14 protein-coding genes are annotated in these 16,330 nt (G+C 68.1%); 7 read left to right on the top strand and 7 right to left on the bottom strand.

Annotated features, from left to right (window positions below):
* Both pyrD and ACFE7U_RS03935 read right to left on the bottom strand, forming a co-directional pair.
* Positions 1 to 588 (bottom strand): dihydroorotate dehydrogenase (quinone) (pyrD, locus tag ACFE7U_RS03930; protein WP_375408425.1); only part of this gene is annotated, 588 nt, incomplete at its 3' end.
* Positions 585 to 947 (bottom strand): DUF952 domain-containing protein, encoded by a 363-nt coding sequence (locus tag ACFE7U_RS03935; protein ID WP_375408426.1) that lies wholly within the window; start codon positions 945 to 947, stop codon positions 585 to 587. The genes pyrD and ACFE7U_RS03935, both read right to left, overlap by 4 nt.
* 168 nt (positions 948 to 1,115) lie before the next feature.
* Between ACFE7U_RS03935 and ACFE7U_RS03940 the strand changes: the two genes are divergently transcribed.
* The 3 genes from ACFE7U_RS03940 to ACFE7U_RS03950 all read left to right on the top strand — a co-directional run bounded on the left by ACFE7U_RS03940 (position 1,116) and on the right by ACFE7U_RS03950 (position 4,131).
* Positions 1,116 to 1,748 carry a helix-turn-helix transcriptional regulator gene (locus tag ACFE7U_RS03940; RefSeq protein ID WP_375408427.1) on the top strand — a complete coding sequence of 211 codons (633 nt, stop codon included), beginning with the start codon at positions 1,116 to 1,118 and terminating at the stop codon, positions 1,746 to 1,748.
* A 77-nt stretch (positions 1,749 to 1,825) separates the two neighbouring features.
* Positions 1,826 to 2,998, top strand: a complete 1,173-nt coding sequence (locus ACFE7U_RS03945) for an ATP-binding protein (protein ID WP_375408428.1) — start codon at positions 1,826 to 1,828, stop codon at positions 2,996 to 2,998.
* A 137-nt stretch (positions 2,999 to 3,135) separates the two neighbouring features.
* Positions 3,136 to 4,131, top strand: coding sequence for a TIM44-like domain-containing protein (locus ACFE7U_RS03950; protein WP_375408429.1), 996 nt, complete (start codon positions 3,136 to 3,138; stop codon positions 4,129 to 4,131).
* 67 nt (positions 4,132 to 4,198) lie between these two features.
* On the opposite strand, the gene rsmA is transcribed toward ACFE7U_RS03950, so the two are convergent.
* The 5 genes from rsmA to lptF form a co-directional block, all read right to left on the bottom strand.
* On the bottom strand, positions 4,199 to 5,044 hold the full coding sequence (gene rsmA, locus ACFE7U_RS03955; protein WP_375408430.1) for a 16S rRNA (adenine(1518)-N(6)/adenine(1519)-N(6))-dimethyltransferase RsmA: 846 nt from the start codon (positions 5,042 to 5,044) through the stop codon (positions 4,199 to 4,201).
* On the bottom strand, positions 5,041 to 6,060 hold the full coding sequence (gene pdxA / locus ACFE7U_RS03960) for a 4-hydroxythreonine-4-phosphate dehydrogenase PdxA (protein WP_375408431.1): 1,020 nt from the start codon (positions 6,058 to 6,060) through the stop codon (positions 5,041 to 5,043). The genes rsmA and pdxA overlap by 4 nt, the downstream gene beginning before the upstream one ends.
* Positions 6,061 to 6,105: 45 nt before the next feature.
* On the bottom strand, positions 6,106 to 8,697 hold the full coding sequence (locus ACFE7U_RS03965; protein ID WP_375408432.1) for an LPS-assembly protein LptD: 2,592 nt from the start codon (positions 8,695 to 8,697) through the stop codon (positions 6,106 to 6,108).
* A gap of 87 nt (positions 8,698 to 8,784) precedes the next feature.
* Positions 8,785 to 9,873, bottom strand: coding sequence for an LPS export ABC transporter permease LptG (gene lptG, locus ACFE7U_RS03970; RefSeq protein ID WP_375408433.1), 1,089 nt, complete (start codon positions 9,871 to 9,873; stop codon positions 8,785 to 8,787).
* 3 nt (positions 9,874 to 9,876) lie between these two features.
* The gene (gene lptF / locus ACFE7U_RS03975; RefSeq protein ID WP_375408434.1) at positions 9,877 to 11,034 is read right to left on the bottom strand and encodes an LPS export ABC transporter permease LptF; all 1,158 of its coding nucleotides are present in this window, start codon (positions 11,032 to 11,034) and stop codon (positions 9,877 to 9,879) included.
* 204 nt (positions 11,035 to 11,238) lie between these two features.
* Between lptF and ACFE7U_RS03980 the strand changes: the two genes are divergently transcribed.
* The 4 genes from ACFE7U_RS03980 (at position 11,239) to msrP (ending at position 16,329) form a co-directional block, all read left to right on the top strand.
* Complete coding sequence (locus ACFE7U_RS03980; RefSeq protein ID WP_375408435.1) at positions 11,239 to 12,729, top strand: leucyl aminopeptidase; 1,491 nt, start codon at positions 11,239 to 11,241, stop codon at positions 12,727 to 12,729.
* On the top strand, positions 12,726 to 13,424 hold the full coding sequence (locus ACFE7U_RS03985) for a hypothetical protein (RefSeq protein ID WP_375408436.1): 699 nt from the start codon (positions 12,726 to 12,728) through the stop codon (positions 13,422 to 13,424). Before ACFE7U_RS03980 ends, ACFE7U_RS03985 begins: the two co-directional genes overlap by 4 nt.
* A 122-nt stretch (positions 13,425 to 13,546) precedes the next feature.
* On the top strand, positions 13,547 to 15,241 hold the full coding sequence (locus ACFE7U_RS03990) for an AMP-binding protein (RefSeq protein ID WP_375408437.1): 1,695 nt from the start codon (positions 13,547 to 13,549) through the stop codon (positions 15,239 to 15,241).
* A 143-nt stretch (positions 15,242 to 15,384) separates the two neighbouring features.
* Entirely contained in the window at positions 15,385 to 16,329 is a 945-nt protein-coding gene (gene msrP / locus ACFE7U_RS03995; protein WP_375408438.1) for a protein-methionine-sulfoxide reductase catalytic subunit MsrP, read from the top strand.
* Position 16,330: the final 1 nt, after the last annotated feature.

Below are 16,330 nucleotides of genomic sequence, written 5' to 3' on the forward strand. Positions count from 1 at the left end.
GGTGACGCGAGCCAGGAGTTCGTCGAGAAAGGCTTCTCCCTGGAGGTCGCGCAGGCCGCGCGTGTTTGGGGACGAGACGTTGACCGTCACGAAATCGACCAGCGGTGCCAGGGCGGTCGTGCAGGCGACATAGTCGGCCAACCGGTCGGCGGCGTCCTTGTTGGCGCCGATGTTGACGCCGACGAGGCCTGGCCGCCCGCGTCGGGCGGCCAGGCGCCGGGCGACGACGTCGAGGCCCTCGCTGTTGAGGCCGAAGCGGTTGATGACGGCGCCGTCGCGCGTCAGCCGGAACACTCGCGGGCGCGGGTTCCCCGGCTGGGGACGCGGCACCACCCCGCCGACCTCGACGAAGCCGAATCCGAGCCCGAGCAGCGCGTCCGGCGCCTCGGCGCCCTTGTCGAACCCGGCCGCCAGCCCGACCGGGTTCGGGAAGCGCCGCCCGAGGGATTCCACGGCGAGCGACGGATCGTCCGGCGAGGGTTTCAGCGGCGGCATCAGGCTGAGGCCGCGCAGGGTGAGGTTATGGGCGGTCTCGGCGTCGAGGCTGTGCAGGAGGGGCCTGGCCAGGGGGAAAAGGGCGCCGATCATGCCGAAGCGGCTCCCGCGCCGAAACCGGCCGGAAAGACGTGGCGGCCGTCTCCTCCGAGCGGCAGGTCCTCCACCCACCGCACCGCCGAGAGCGGGAGGTCGCCGTAGAGATGCGGGAACAGGTCGCCGCCGCGGGAGGGCTCGTAGCGAAGGGCCTGCCCCAGCGACTCGGCGTCCACCGCGACGAGGAGGAGGTCGTCGATGCCGGCAAAGTGGCGGGAGGCTGTTTCGGGCGCCTGTGCGGCGGTGGAGAAATGGATGAAGCCGTCGGCGACGTCGACCGGCGCCCCGCGGAACCGTCCCTTCGCCTCCTCCTCCCGCCACAGTCTCCGTGGGCAGATCTTGTAGATGAGAGGCATCGGCGATCCTTTTCGGGCAGCTCCCGATCCGCGATAGAATGGCCGACCGGCGCCTGCAACCATGGCTCCGCGCATGTCGCGAAGCCGTTGCTTTTCGCCCGGTCTAGTTCTAATTTCCTACCCGTAGGCTGCGTTTCTTAAAACTGACATCCGACTTCAGAGCCCGCCATGCTGTCCCACGAGCAGATCTGGACCGCGATCGACCGGTTGGCCGAGCGTTATGGTCTTTCGGCGTCCGGCCTGGCCCGGCGCGCCGGCCTCGATGCCACGAGCTTCAACCGCTCGAAGCGGATCGGTCCGGACGGCCGCAAGCGTTGGCCCTCCACCGAATCGGTGTCGAAGGTGCTGACTGCGACGGGTGCCAGCCTCGACGACTTCCTGCGCCTCATCGAGGTGCGGTCCGGGCCGGCGCGCACCACCGTTCCGCTGATCGGGATGACCCAGGCCGGCGCGGGTCGTCTCTTCACAGACGAGGGCATGCCCACCGGCGGCCCCGGCTGGGAGGAGATTGACTTCCCCGATCTCGGCGAGGATCGGGCCTTCGCCCTCGAAGTGCAGGGCGATTCGATGGAGCCGCTCTACCGCGACGGCGACGTCCTCATCGTGTCGCCGACCGCGGGTATCCGCAAGGGCGACCGGGTCGTCGTCCGGCTCGAGGCCGGCGAGGTGCTGGCCAAGGAGCTCAAGCGCAAGACCGCCCGGACCATCGAGCTCGCGTCCCTGAACTCGGCTCATCCCGACCGCACCGTCAATGTCGGTGAGATCGCCTGGATGGCGCGGGTGATGTGGGTGCGCCAGTAGGCGATTTGGCCGGCGCGGTTCTTGGGTTTATCGGTAACGGCGATGAGGGGCGGCCCCTGGACGTCGAGATCGACCACATGGCCTTGCGCGCTGCCGAAGAGACCCTGGAAGGCCCATCGGACATCCCGGCTGCGGGACGCACGGGAACCGCGCCACCCCCGGAGGTGGTCGCTTTCCTCTTGGCTTCCCGCGTGCCCGCCTTCGTTTGCGACGATGTTCCGGAGGACAGTCCCGTCATCGATAGGCCGATCGTTCTGGCCAACCCCGCCTTCCTGGCCCTCACCGGATACGCGGCGGATGAGATCGTCGGACGCGGCGCGCGCTTCCTGAGGGGCCCCCAGGCCGACCGCGACGCACGTGCCGCCTTCGCCTCGGCGCTGACCGAGGGAAGCGCCGGAGAGGTTCTGGCCTATCGCAAGGACGGATCCACGTTCTGGGCCGAGATGCTGGCCGTCGAGGTGCCCCGTTCGGGCGGATCGGAGTCGTATCGCCTCGTGCAGGTGGTCGACGTCACCCGCCGTCGGGATGCGGAAGCGGCGCTCGGCCTGTCGCGGCAGCGCGAGGCCCTGGGTCTTCTCACCAACAGCGTCGCCCACGAGTTCAACAACTTCCTGCAGATCCTGATCGGCTATATCGACGGCCTGAAACGTCGCCTCGGCGACCGGCCCGAGCCGTTCATCCAGCGCGCGATCCTGCGCTCCACCGACGCGGCCGAGCGCGCCACGATCCTGACGCGTCAGCTCCTGGCCTATTCGCGGCGGATCGCGCCGGACGTACGGCCGGTGGACCTCGGCGCGGTGGTGTCGAACTTCGCCGCCGCGATCGGGCCGACGCTTCCCGGGCGGATCGCGCTGACCTTGGAGCTCAAGCCCAACCTGCCCAACGCCATGAGCAACCCGACCCAGGTCGAGTTCGCCCTCGCTCAGATCCTCGCCAATGCCTGCGAGGCGATGCCCATGGGCGGTGTCGTCACGATCTCGACCTTCGCGGCGACGGCCCAAGACCACGGCATGGCGCGCGGCTCCGATGGCGGGACGGTAGGGATCGCGATTGCCGATACAGGCCAAGGCATGACGCCCGAGATGGCGGCACGGTCGCTGGCGCCTTTCGTCACCAGCCGCGAGGCTGGCCGGGGCACGGGCCTCGCCATCGTCCACGGCCTGATGAAGCGCCAGGGCGGCACGGTCTCGGTGGAGAGCCGGCCCGGGGAGGGCACCGTAGTGAGGCTGGTTTTCCCGGCGGCGGGGTGAGGGCCGAGATCGCTTAAGTGTGTTCAATGAAATTGCGATGCGTCATCCGGCGACGGACTAAAAACCCGCACCATCCGTCACCATCTATGTGTCGGCACTTCCGCCGAGACACCGTCGATCTTCGCAGAGGCGAATCCATGCTCACCTCCACCACGCGTTTCAAGCGTGCGGCCACCCTTCTGACCCTCGCGGCGTCGCTGGCACTCGCCGCGCCGATCGCCGAGGCCCGTCCGGGCAGCAGCGGGGGAATGGGCTCACGCGGTTCGAAGACCTTCACCGCGCCGTCGGCCACACAGACGGCGCCGGGCGCCGCCGCGCCGATCCAGCGCACTCAGACCCAGCCAGGCCCCGCCATGGGCAATCCCGGCATGAACCAGGCCGCGGCCCAGCGCCCTCGCTTCGGCGGCGGTTTCATGGCCGGCCTCCTCGGCGCGGGCCTCCTCGGCGCGCTGCTCGGCGGCGGCTTCTTCGGCGGTCTCGGCGGCATCGCCTCGATGCTCGGACTGCTGCTGCAGGTTGGTCTCGTGGTCCTGCTCGTCACCTTCGCGGTGCGCTGGTTCCGTCGTCGCCAGGGCGCCCCGGCCGCAGCCGGCCACGCCCGGACGGAGATGGGCTCGGGCGGCCCCGGGATGAACCCCAGTGGCATGAATCAGGGCGGCATGAATCAAGGCGGCATGGCTCCGCGCGGTCCCGGCATGGGTGCGGCTCCGGCTGCGGCTCCCGTCGCAGTCGGCAAGGTCGCCATCGGCCCCGGCGACTTCCAGAGCTTCGAGCTCGCCCTCAACGACGTCCAGGAGGCCTATGGCCGCGAAGACGTGGCCCGGCTGCGCACCCTCGCGACGCCCGAGATGGCGGGGTACTTCGAGGAGGAACTGCGGGCCAACGCACAGCGCGGCGTGGTCAACAGGATCTCCGACGTGAAGCTCCTTCAGGGCGACCTGTCGGAAGCCTGGAGCGAGGGCCAGACCGAGTACGCGACCGTGGCCATGCGCTACGCGATCAAGGACGTTACCCTCGACAAGCGCAGCAACGCGGTGGTCGAGACCGGCGAGCCGGAGGCGGTTGAGCTCTGGACCTACGTGCGCCAGCGCGGCGGCCGTTGGCTGGTCTCGGCGATCCAGCAGGGTCGCTGATACGCCCAACTTCTTGAGAACGAAGGCCGTCGGGGCGACCCGGCGGCCTTCTTCGTTTCTTACCCGGTCAGATTGCTCCGGCCAGTGCGCGCGCCATCGCGACGAAGCCCGTCACCGGGACCTCCTCCGCTCGAGCCGTCTCCGGGATTCCGGCAGCATCGAGCAGCACGGCGGGATCCGGGGTCGCGCCCTTCAGGCTCTGGCGCAGCATCTTGCGGCGCTGTCCGAAAGCCGCGCGGGTCACCGCCTCCAGGGCCGTGACCGAACAGGGCAGGGGCTCTGCTCGGGGCTGGAGCTGGACCACGCTCGACGTCACCTTGGGCGGCGGCACGAACGCCGAGGGGGCGACGTCGAAGAGGATTTCGGCCTCACATCGCCACCCGCACAGCACGCCGAGCCTGCCGTAATTGGCCCGGTCGTCCTCGGCGGCGACGATGCGTTCGGCGACCTCGCGCTGGAACATCAGGGTGAGCGAATCCCACCACGGCGGCCAGGCGTCCGACGTCAGCCAACCCGTGAGCAGCGGCGTTCCGACATTGTAGGGGAGATTGGCGACGATGCGGGCGGGGCCGGATCCGATCACGCCGCGCGGATCGAAGCGCAGCGCATCCGCCTCCACCACCTCGAGCCGGCCGGGATAATGCCCCGCGATCTCGGCGAGCGCCGGCAAGGCCCGCGCATCGCGCTCGATGGCGACGACGCGTGCCGCGCCCGCGGCGAGCAAGGCTCGGGTCAGCCCGCCCGGCCCAGGCCCGATCTCGACCACGGTGACGCCCTCCAGCGGCCCGGCGGCGCGCGCGATCCGCCCCGTGAGGTTGAGATCGAACAGAAAGTTCTGGCCGAGCGCTTTCTTCGGTTCCAGCCCGTATCGGCGGACGACATCACGCAGGGGCGGCAGGCCATCGTCGCTCACGGCATCGTCCGGCTAAGGCGAGCAGCGAGGCGCAGGGCAGCCATCAGGCTGTCGGGCCGTGCGATGCCGCGGCCGGCGATGTCGAAGGCGGTGCCGTGGTCCGGCGAGGTGCGCACGAAGGGCAGGCCGAGGGTGACGTTGACGCCATCGTCGAAGGCGATCGTCTTGATCGGGATCAGGGCCTGGTCATGCGTCGGCGTCAGCGCGACGTCGTAGGTCGCCCGGGCACGCGGATGGAACAAAGTGTCGGCCGGGAGCGGCCCGCGGATGTCGATGCCCTCCGCCTGCAGGGTCGCCACCGCCGGTTCGAGGACGTCGCGGTCCTCGGTGCCCATGGTACCGGCCTCGCCCGCATGCGGGTTCAGACCGGAGAGGACGAGGCGCGGCCGCGCGATGCCGAAGCGGCTCGACAGATCGGAGGCGACGATCCGGGCGGTCCGGACCACCAGCTCCTGCGTGAGCAGGTCTGGCACCCGGCGCAGAGCCACGTGGATCGTCACCGGCACCACCGCGAGCGTCTCGCTCCATAGCAGCATCACCGGCAGGGGCGGCGTCTCGCCCGGCGCGACGCAGAGGGCGGCGAGGAACTCGGTATGGCCGGGATAGGCGAACCCGACCTGGGTCAGCACGTATTTGGCGATCGGGTTCGTGACGATCGCGGCGGCCATGCCGGAGCGGACGAAGCCGACCGCCGCGGTGATCGATTCCAGGGTGGCGCCGGCATTGGCCGGGTCCGGCCGCCCGGCGACCGCGTTGACGCTCGCGCCGCTCGGCAGCGGCACGACCGGCAGGGCGCGGGGAAACACCTCGACCGCGAGGTCCGGCCCCACTTCGGCGATCGGCACCTGAAGGCCGAGTTCGCTGGCGCGCCTTTCGACGAAATCGGGATCGCCGACGAGGAAGAAGGGCGGAAGCCCCGGTCGGGCGTCCCGAGCGTGCCAAGCCGAGAGCGCGAGTTCCGGCCCGATCCCGGCGGGATCGCCGAGGGTCAGGGCGATGGGGGTGTGGCGTGTCATGTGGGCTCCGGTCGGTCGTCGCGCGGACGATCGACCGGTGAACCCCTACCGTACGGTGGCGATGCCGTCAGCCGCCGTGACGGTGCTCACGTTCTGCCGGAGATCCGCCTCGCCGAGAGTCTTCAGCTCGACGCGCAGCAGGACCGTCTGGTTACGCTCGCGCGTCCCCAGCGCGGTGGCTGTCGGGGCGATGATGTAGTTGAGCGAGACCGTCGTGCATTCGTCCTGGTAGCCGCCGCCGAGGCTCATGCCCGAGACGAAGAAGCGGCCGGGCCGTTCGTAGATCGGCGCCGATCCGACCGGGTTGGCGATGTAGCTCGTCAGCGCATCCGCATAGGTGTCGCGTACGTCGAGATAATGCGTCAGGTCCACGAGGGCCGAGCCGGTGAGGAACCAGTTCGGCGTGACGTGGTAGGTCGCGGCCGCCGAGACACCCTCACGGCGATGGCTGAAGCCGAGGGAGGGCTGGGCCTCGTAATAGGAATAGAACAGCGAGAGGTCGACGGGAGCGAAGGGTGCCAGTCGGGCGATGGCGCCGGTCTCGAAGCGGTTGACCTTGAAGTCCTGCTGATCGAAGCGGGCCCGCGCGATCAGGCTGATGTTCTGGTTCGGCGAGACCTGGAAACGGCCGACATAGTCGGAGGCGCGCCGCTCGAGCCCGGAATCGAGCCCGACATTGGCGATGTCGCCGCGCCGGAACGAGTTGACGCCCGCGATCTGGACGGATTCGCCGAACAGCAGGTTGGCGTACCAGCCCGACGGAGTCACCACCGAGTACTGGGCGCCGAGATTGGTGCGCAGGCCGCCCTCGACGCGGTCGTAGCCCGAGAACTTGTCCCACTGGAACAGGGAGGTGTCGTCGAAGACGAGGCTCTGGGCGTCCTCGTTGGGCAGGCGGCCGATATTGGTCTCGCTCGGCCTGGCGATGACCTGGGCGATGGGCTCCAGGGTGTGGACGCCGAGCGCCCCGAAATTGGCGACGAACGGGTAGCGGTAGTCGATGCCGATCGCCGGCATCACGCGGCCGGAGAAATCCTCGTCCTGGGTGGTGATGGTCTGGACACGGTTGTTCTGAAAACCGGTCCGGCTCGGATCGACGAAGAACGCGTCCGTGCGCAGGTAGGCGAAGGGGGTGATCGCCTGGCCCAGATCGTCGATGAAGGTGCGGCGCCACGAGACCTGGCTCGACACGCGGGTCTGGTCGCCGGCCAATCCCCGGATCAGGCAGGTGCTGCGGGTGAAGGTCGTGCAGGTCTCGTAGAGCGGATAGCTGATCCCGTTGGCGCTCGGGCTGAACAGGTAGCTGCCGGTGCGCGGGATGCCCTGGAAATCCGTCGATTCCCGGCTCAGGTGGGTGATGTTGGTCTCGAACCGGACCTCGCCGCCCAACGGCTGCGGGCCGTTGATGCGCTTGTCGTAATCGATGACCGGCGCGACGATCGGCTGTTCCTTCTGCCAGTCGAAGCTCGACAGGCCCTTGAAGTAGTAGGCGCGCGCCTCGAACCACGAGCGGTCGCCTTGTCCGATCAGGTAGGCCGTCGAGACCGCCTCGCGGAAGTAGTCCGTGGTGATGCTCTGGTTGCGGATGCGGTAGTTGTCGAGGAACCACTTGTCTGTGACGCCGACGAGATCCCAGCCCGTCCGCCAGCGGTCGTTGATGTAGAATTGCCCTTTCGATTCCACCGAGCCGCGGAATTCGCGATCCCCCGCGCCCAGCGGCCCGGGCAGGAAGGCGCTCGGGGTCGTCTGGAAGATGCCGCTGAGGCGGATGCTGTAGGAACCGCTGTCGAGCCGGTGACGGAACTCGCTCTGACCGAGCACGCCCTGATTGCTCAGGAAGGCCGGCGACAGCGTGAGGTCGTAGTTCGGCGCCAGGTTGATGAAGAAGGGCGTCGCGACGCCCTGTCCGAGCGCGGTCGACGAGATGAAGCGCGGCGTCAGGAAGCCGGTCTTGCGCTTCACCGTCGGATCGGCGGCCTCAAAATACGGCAGGTAGGCCACCGGGATGCCGGCGATCTCGAGGGTCGATTCCTCGAAGGCGATCGTGTGAGTCTCGTTGTTGTGGACGATCCTGGTGGCGCGGATCTGCCAGAGCGGCGGGTTCTCGGGGCGGGTCTTGCATGGCTCGCAGGCGGTGTAGGTACCGTAGTCGAAGCTCGTCTGCTCGCCCTCGATGCGCTCGGCGCGCGGCGCGGAGAACCGGGCGCGGACCACCTGGCCCTTGGTCTCGACGGTCTGCTGGATGCGCAGGGCGTCGATGAAGCCGTTCTTGAAATCGTCCGTCAGCTCCATCTTCTCGGCGGTGAGCACCGCCCCGGTCTCGTCGGTGAGGCGGACGTTGCCCTCGGCGAAGACCCGGCTGGTGGTGCGATCGTAGAGGACGCGGTCGGCCTGGAGGGTGCGCGGGCCGTAGTTCAGCTCGGCATTGCCGCGCGCCGTCACGGTATTCTTGTCGTTGTCGTAGATCAGCTCGGCGGCCTCGACGAGCAGTCGCTCGCCGGGCTTGTTCGGCTTCGGATTGGCCGTCGCCCTCGTGGCGGATTGGGCAGCCGCCGGACTCGCCGCTGCCAGGGGCAGGGCGGCAACCAGCATCGCCGGCAACCCGGCGGCGATCGCGATGGCAGCGACCTTACGCAACGCGTGTTCCAACTCCTGTCGCAACCCGGGGTGCCGCGACGCCCAATACCAAACCACGCTCCCGGGTCCGTCCATCCGGGTCCGGCATCAGCCGTCCTCCTGATAGAGAAGCGTGAGCGTACCCAGAAGACTTCCTACCACGGCGGGGAACCAAGCCGCCACCGTCGGCGCGATGATCCCCGACGCGCCCAATCCCTCCAAGACCTGCCGGGCGACGTAGAGGAGGAACCCCGCCGCGACACCGCCGAGCACCAGCCGGCCCACTCCACCAAAGCGGAAGAACCTTAAGGAAACGCTGGCTGCCACCAGCACCATGGCTATGAAGAGCAGCGGTCTCGCCATCAGCACACCGTACTGGAGTCGGTACCGGGTCGCATCCAGCCCGGCCCGCTCGGTGCGCGAGATGGTCTCTGGCAGTTGCCAGAAAGGCACAGATTCCGCGGGCGTGAACCGCTGGCGGATCTGCGCCCGGTCCAGGGTCGAGGCGATGAGGTAGGTGCCGAAGCTCTCCGGCGGCGCGCCGTCGGCCATCAGTCGGGCCTCGGTCAGCTCCCAGTAGCCCTCGCGAAGGTCCGCCCGTGCCGCCTCGATCTGCGACACGAAGCGGCCGGTCTCGTCGAAGTTGAAGATCGAGACGCCCGCAAGCGAGGTCGTGCCCTCGACGGCCGTCTCGGCCCGGATGATCGATTGCCCGTCGAGGCCGCGCTGGCGGATCCAGAGGTCCTTGCCCGAGCTCGCCTTGGTCGAGCGGGCGAAGATCTTGGCCTCGATCTCGGTGGACCGCTGCTTCATCAGTGCGGAAGCCGGGTTGTAGACCGCGACCGTGAAGGCACCGATGCCGAACGCCACGAAGAGGCCGGGCTGCAGGAATTGCCAGGCCGAGATGCCGGCCGCCCTCGCCACCACAAGCTCGAGCTTACGCGAGAGCTGGAGGAGGGCTGCCATCGAACCGAACAGGATGGCGAAGGGCAGCACGCCCTCGGCCACGGCGGGGGTGCGGTAGAGCGAGAGCTGCGCCATCAGGCCGGGCGACGCACCGGCAGTGTCGCCGGCCCGGCGCAGGAGCTCGACGAAGTCCAACGTGTAGACGAGGGCGAAGACGGTGAGGAACACACCGAGGATCGTGCGCAGGAAGCGCGCGGCGAAGTACCGTCCGAGGGTGGCGCCGATCAGCATCGCTCAGCCGAGTCGCGGTCGGCGCGGCACGATCGCGGCTCGTAGGCCCCTCGCCATCCGCGCACCGGCCGACCGCAGGGCGGTTCCTCCAAAGATCGCCAGGGCCGAGAGGGCGATGGCCAGGAGCGGTATCGCATAGATCGCCACCACCGCGCCCTGGCTGCGCACGGCAGCGCTGGTGGCGGTGAAGCCGGCGATCCGCAGGATGACGACCGCGACGACCGCGCCGGCCACGGCGACGCCGCGGCCCTGGCGTGTGGTGCGAGGATCGCCGAGCGCGGCGAAGGCGATGAAAGCGATCGCCAGGGGGTAGAGCCATGCTGAGAGCCGGTCGTGCAGTTCGGCCCGGAAGCGTCCCTTCTGGACCTTGTAGTAGGTCTCGGACGTATCGGGGAACAGCAACTGGGTCGTCGAGCGCTCGCGCGGCTTGAAGATCACGTCGGCATCGGGGGGAGTGAACGCGGCGAGATCGACGGTATAGCGCTCGAAGGCGATGATCGAGGCGTCGCGCGTGTTCTTCTGCTGCCGGTGGATGCTGCCCTTCTCGAGCGCAAGGTAGCTCTGGCCGTCGTAGTCGACCGCTTGGCCGCGCTCGGCCAGATAGACCACGGTCCTGCCGGGCTCACGCTTGTCCTGGATGAACAGCCCAAGGAGGGTGCCCCCGGGGGCGCGCTCTCGGAAATGGAAGGTAATGCCGTTCTCGAGGCTGGTGAACTGGCCCTCCTTGACGACATTCGCGATGAAGTCGCCGCGCACCCGGGTCACGACGTCGCGCAGCTCCTGGAAGCTCGACGGCATCACCTGGATCGTCAGGAATGCCACCGCGAGACTCACGGCCAGACCCAGGGTGAGGAACGGGCGCAGGATGCGGCGCGGCTCCATGCCGGCCGCCGACATCACGATGAGTTCCGAATCTCCGTTGAGCCGATTCAGGGCGTAGACGATGGCGATGAACAGGGCCACCGGAGCGATCACCGTGATGAGGGTCGGCAGCGACAGACTGGTGATCAGCAGGAAGATCACCAGCGTCTGGCCCTTCGCCGTGATGAGGTCGAGCTCGCGAAGCGCCTGCGTCACCCAGATCGTGCCGGTGAGGCCGACGAGGCAGGCGAGGAAGGCCGACAGCGCGATCCTGAAGATGTAGCGCTGGATCTGCGTCATCGGTTCTCGCGGTCGCGCCGGGCTACCGCGGCGTGAAGGGCGGCCGGCAGCCTACCGGTCGAGGTTGCGCCTGTGAATCAGGGCGGTTTCGCGGCATCGCGGTCGCGTTGCGTTCTCGCTCTCAATCAGTACACAGGATGCGCGAGCACGGCGTTAACGGTTCGTGCCGCCTCACACATCCGACAAGAGTGGAAAGCGAACGTCATGGCGGACGGTATCACGATCGCATTCGGGGCGCTCGGCCAGGTGGGTCAGGGAGATCTGGTCGTGTTCGTCGGGGACGATCTTCAGCTTCCCGCCACCATTCTCGAAGCGGTCGGCCAGGAGGTTGCGGACCTGCTGACGCGCGCTGCCGCCAGCGAGCGCTTCAAGGGCAAGTCGCTCACAGCACTGACCTTGCCGGCCCCGGCAGGGCTCAAGGCCGACCGCCTCGTCGTGATCGGCCTCGGCTCCGACAAGGACCGCGCCAAGATCGACTGGCCTGCTTTGGGCGGGTTCACCGCATCGAAGGTCTCCGGCCGTACGGCCCATCTCGCCCTGTCCTGGCCGGGGATCACGCCTGCCAACGCCGCCGACGTCGCGCTCGGCGCACGCCTGCGGCACTATAGCTTCGACCGCTACAAGACCAAGAAGAAGCCCGAGGGCGAGGAGCCCAAACTCACAACCTTGACGGTGATGGTGGATGATCCGGCTGCGGCGCAGGCGGCCGCGAAGGCCGTCGATGCGGTGGCCGAGGGCGTGATCATGGCCCGCGAACTCGTGAACGAGCCGCCGAACATTCTCCACCCCGAGGAGTTCGCCCGCCGCACCGAGGTGCTGAGCGAGGTCGGCGTGTCCGTCGAGATCCTCGGGCCGAAGGAGCTGTCCGAACTCGGCATGGGTGCACTGCTCGCGGTGGCGCAGGGATCGACGAAGGAAGCCCGTGTCGTGATCATGCGCTGGAACGGGGCGCCGGACGCGTCCGATCCGCCGATCGCCTTCATCGGCAAGGGCGTCTGCTTCGATTCCGGCGGCATCTCGATCAAGTCCGCAGGCGGCATGGAGGACATGAAGGGCGACATGGGTGGGGCGGCCTGCGTCGTCGGCACCATGCATGCGCTCGCGGCCCGCAAGGCGCGGGTCAACGTGATCGGCGCGATCGGCATCGTCGAGAACATGCCCGACGGCGACGCCCAGCGCCCCGGCGACATCGTGACCTCGATGTCGGGCCAGACCATCGAGATCATCAACACCGACGCCGAAGGCCGGCTCGTCCTGGCCGACGTGATCTGGCACGTCCAGGGCGCCTACAAGCCGAAGTTCATGATCGATCTCGCGACGCTGACCGGCGCCATCATCGTCGCGCTCGGCCAGGACATCGCCGGCCTGTTCTCCAACGACGACGATCTCGCCGCCAAGCTCACGGCGGCCGGCGAGGCCACCGGCGAGGCCGTGTGGCGGATGCCGCTGATCCCGGCCTACGACAAGGCGATTGATTCGAAATTCGCCGACATGAAGAACTCCGGCGGGCGCCACGGCGGTGCCGCCACGGCGGCCTCCTTCATCAAGCGCTACGTCAACGACGTGCCCTGGGCCCATCTCGACATCGCCGGGGTGGCGATGTCGTCGAGTTCCAGCGAGATCAACCGGAGCTGGGGGGCGGGCTGGGGTGTGCGCCTGCTCGACCGGCTCGTGCGCGACAACTACGAGGGATGACCCGCAGCGCCGTCGCGGCCGCCGGGCTTCCCATCGCGGCGGCGCTGCTCGGGATCCTTGCGGCGGCGGCGAGCGGCTTCGACCAGCGCTCCGCCCTTGCCCCGGGCCTGTCGGCCTATTTCTACGGCTTCTTCCTCGACCGCTATCCGCTCTTCGCAGCGGCGATCCTCTACGGCCTCGCCCGCCTCGTCCTGGCCGCGACGGCGCCGGGGCCATCCGGCTTTCCACGTCGCGCGATCGGGCTCGCCTTCGGCGCCATCCTCCTGCTCAGCCTCTGCATCTATCCGACCTTCGGCGGGCTCGTGCTTCGCGGCGCCTTCGGCACCGGCAGCATGGCTTTCCTGAACCAGCAGCCGATGGCCGTCGCCTTCGCGCTCGGTGCGGCGGTGGCGGCGATCCTGTTCGGCATCGCGATGGGCCTCGGCGTGCTCGCCATCGGCGGCCAAACCGGGAGGAGGATCGGTCGGCGAGCGGTGTCGCTGGTCGTTCGCTTCGCGGCCCTCTGGTTCGCGTTCGCGCTGCTCGGGCTCGCCCGCGAGGCGGGATTCGGAATCTGGCCTCGGCGTCCCCTCGACGGCCGTGACGCTGGGATCGCCGCCGGGCTGGTGCTGGCCGCCTTCCTGCCGCACGCGCTCCTCGTCGGCTGGAGCGGAGATCGACGAAGACAGGACAGCGAGGCCGTTTACGCCCGATAAGACTTAGAAACGCGGCAAATCGCCCGTCACCGGGTTGATCGCCGAGGCAGGATGTCGGTAGATAGTTCAGATGTGAACGAAAGCGATGAAAACGCGCTACGTCACATGAAAGGGAGGACGCCATGCCGACGAACCGGAACGCCGCGAGGCCTTGGCTGACAGCGTATCCGCCAGGCGTTCCGACCGACATCGACGTGGATCGCCTCGGCACGCTGGTCGACCTCTTCGAGACCAGCCTCTCGCAGTTCGGCGACCGTCCGGCCGTCCAGTGCTTCGGAGCGTCGTTGAGCTACGCCGCGATCGGTGCGGCAGCCCGCGACATGGCCGCTTGGCTCGCGGCGCAGGGGCTCGGTAAAGGCGATCGCGTCGCCCTGATGATGCCCAATGTGCCGGCCTACCCGGTCGCGATCATCGGCGTCCTGCTAGCCGGCTGCACCGTCGTCAACATCAACCCGCTCTACACCGCCCGCGAACTCACCGCTCAGCTCAAGGATTCCGGCGCCCGCGTGATCGTGGTGCTGGAGAATTTCGCCGGCACGGTCGCGGATTCGCTGGCAGCGGTCGAACTCGACCACGTCGTCGTGGTGGGGCCGGGTGATTGCCTCGGCCTGCGCGGGCGCATCATCGGCCTCGCCTCGCGCTACATCAAGAAATCGGTCCCCGCCTACTCCTTGCCCAGCGGCCTGGAGGTCGGGTTCGAGGCGATGCTGCGCCAGGGGCGCACACGCCCGCGTGCGACAGCGACCGTGTCTCCGGACGACATCGCTTTCCTGCAATATACCGGCGGCACCACCGGCGTCGCCAAAGCCGCGATGCTGACCCACCGCAACATCATGGCGAACGTCACCCAATCCGAAGCCTGGTTCGGGCTTTCCCGAACCGGGGCAGATCGCAAGGTCATGGTGACTGCGCTGCCCCTCTACCACATCTTCGCCCTGACCTGCTGCTTCTTCTTCTTCTTCAAGGTCGGCGGCTCCTGCCTGCTCATCACCAATCCCCGCGACGCGGCCGGCTTCGTCAAGACGCTGAAGGCCAACCGCTTCACGCACCTGTCGGGCGTCAACACCCTGTTCAACCTGCTGCTGAATCAGCCGGGCTTCGACACGATCGACTTCTCGAGCGTCGAGTTCACCATCGCCGGCGGCATGGCGGTGCAATCTCCCGTCGCCAACCGCTGGCAGGCGGTCACGGGCCACGCCATCATCGAGGGCTACGGATTGTCGGAGACCTCGCCGGTGGTCTGCGTCAACCCGCCCGGCCTGCCAGCATGGTCGGGCACGATCGGCTATCCGCTGCCCTCCACGGACGTCGCGATCCGCGGGTTGGACGGACACGATGCGCCGGCGGGCGAACCGGGAGAGCTCTGTGTGCGCGGGCCTCAGGTCATGGCCGGCTACTGGAACCGCCCCGACGAGACCGCTCGGGCGACGACGGCGGACGGATATTTCCGCACCGGGGACGTGGCCGTGATGCAGGCTAACGGACAGGTTCGCATCGTCGATCGGATGAAGGACATGATCCTGGTCTCCGGCTTCAACGTCTACCCGAACGAGGTCGAGGAGGTGCTCGCCTGCCATCCCGGCGTGCTCGAATGCGCCGTCGTCGGGGCGAGCTACGAGGAGACCGGGGAGATGGTCGTGGCGCATGTGGTGAAGAAGGACGAGGCGCTGACCTCGGACGTGTTGCGCACCTACGCCCGCTCGCAGCTCACCGGCTACAAGGTGCCGCGGAGGATCGTCTTCCACGACAGCCTGCCGAAGACGAATGTCGGGAAGGTCCTGCGCCGGGCGCTTCGCGACGACGCCGACGCGGCCTGATCGCAAAAAGGCGCCCGCCGGCGTAACCGCCGCAGCCCCCTCGCCGAAAGGTGAGGGTCGGCCCGCTTGCCAGCGGGTGCACCCATGACGATGTCATGGGTGGCGCATCGCGTAAGGGGCGCCGGACAAGCCGAGGGATCAGGATGTACATCAAGCGCCGCCGCGGATGGGAAATTCCGGACCAGCATGCGACCCCTGAGAGCGTCTTCCTGAACCGGCGCGCCCTGCTCGGCAGCGCGGCAGGGCTTGCGGCCACTTCGGTGTTCGGCACCGGACCCGCCTTCGGTGCCGGTGATTCCTACCCGGCGACCCGTAACGAGGCCTACACCCTCGACAGGCCGGTGACGGCCGAGAAGTTCAGCGCCAACTACAACAACTTCTACGAGTTCAGCACCTCGAAGACGGTGCTGCCCGACGCCAATGCGCTGAAGACCAAGCCCTGGACGATCCAGATCGACGGACTCGTCGAGAAGCCGTTCGAGATCGAGGTCGAGGACCTGATCCGCAAGATCGGGCTCGAGGAGCGGCTCTACCGCCATCGCTGCGTCGAGGCCTGGTCCATGTCAGTGCCCTGGACTGGGTTCCCGCTCGCCAAGCTCGTCGCTCTGGCAAAACCGACTTCGGGGGCCAAGTATGTCCAGATGCAGACCTTTATGAACAAGGCCGTGGCCCCTGGCCAGCGCCAGTTCATCTATCCATGGCCCTATACCGAGGGCCTGACCATGGCCGAGGCCAATAACGACCTCGCCTTCGTGGCAACCGGGATCTACGGGAAACCGCTCGCCAATCAGTTCGGGGCACCGATCCGGCTCGCGGTGCCGTGGAAATACGGCTTCAAGTCGGTGAAATCGATCGTGAAGATCTCCTTCGTCGAGGCTCGCCCGAAGACCTTCTGGGAGGGGCTGCAGGCCCAGGAATACGGCTTCTGGGCCAACGTGAACCCGGCGGTGTCGCACCCGCGCTGGAGTCAAGCGAGCGAGCGCGTGCTCGGCACCGACCAGCGCGTCCCGACGCTGATCTATAATGGCTACGGCGAGCAGGTGGCCGATCTGTACAAGGGGTTGGAGAAGGAGCGGCTGTTTGTTTGAG

The organism is uncultured Methylobacterium sp., assembly GCF_964251405.1.
Classification (GTDB): Bacteria; Pseudomonadota; Alphaproteobacteria; order Rhizobiales; family Beijerinckiaceae; genus Methylobacterium.

Coding starts and splice junctions, on each gene's coding strand:
- ACFE7U_RS03935 (WP_375408426.1), bottom strand. CDS start 947: ATGCCTCTCATCTACAAGATCTGCCCACGGAGACTGTGGCGGGAGGAG.
- ACFE7U_RS03940 (WP_375408427.1), top strand. CDS start 1,116: ATGCTGTCCCACGAGCAGATCTGGACCGCGATCGACCGGTTGGCCGAG.
- ACFE7U_RS03945 (WP_375408428.1), top strand. CDS start 1,826: ATGGCCTTGCGCGCTGCCGAAGAGACCCTGGAAGGCCCATCGGACATC.
- ACFE7U_RS03950 (WP_375408429.1), top strand. CDS start 3,136: ATGCTCACCTCCACCACGCGTTTCAAGCGTGCGGCCACCCTTCTGACC.
- pdxA (WP_375408431.1), bottom strand. CDS start 6,060: ATGACACGCCACACCCCCATCGCCCTGACCCTCGGCGATCCCGCCGGG.
- lptG (WP_375408433.1), bottom strand. CDS start 9,873: ATGCTGATCGGCGCCACCCTCGGACGGTACTTCGCCGCGCGCTTCCTG.
- lptF (WP_375408434.1), bottom strand. CDS start 11,034: ATGACGCAGATCCAGCGCTACATCTTCAGGATCGCGCTGTCGGCCTTC.
- ACFE7U_RS03980 (WP_375408435.1), top strand. CDS start 11,239: ATGGCGGACGGTATCACGATCGCATTCGGGGCGCTCGGCCAGGTGGGT.
- ACFE7U_RS03985 (WP_375408436.1), top strand. CDS start 12,726: ATGACCCGCAGCGCCGTCGCGGCCGCCGGGCTTCCCATCGCGGCGGCG.
- ACFE7U_RS03990 (WP_375408437.1), top strand. CDS start 13,547: ATGCCGACGAACCGGAACGCCGCGAGGCCTTGGCTGACAGCGTATCCG.
- msrP (WP_375408438.1), top strand. CDS start 15,385: ATGTACATCAAGCGCCGCCGCGGATGGGAAATTCCGGACCAGCATGCG.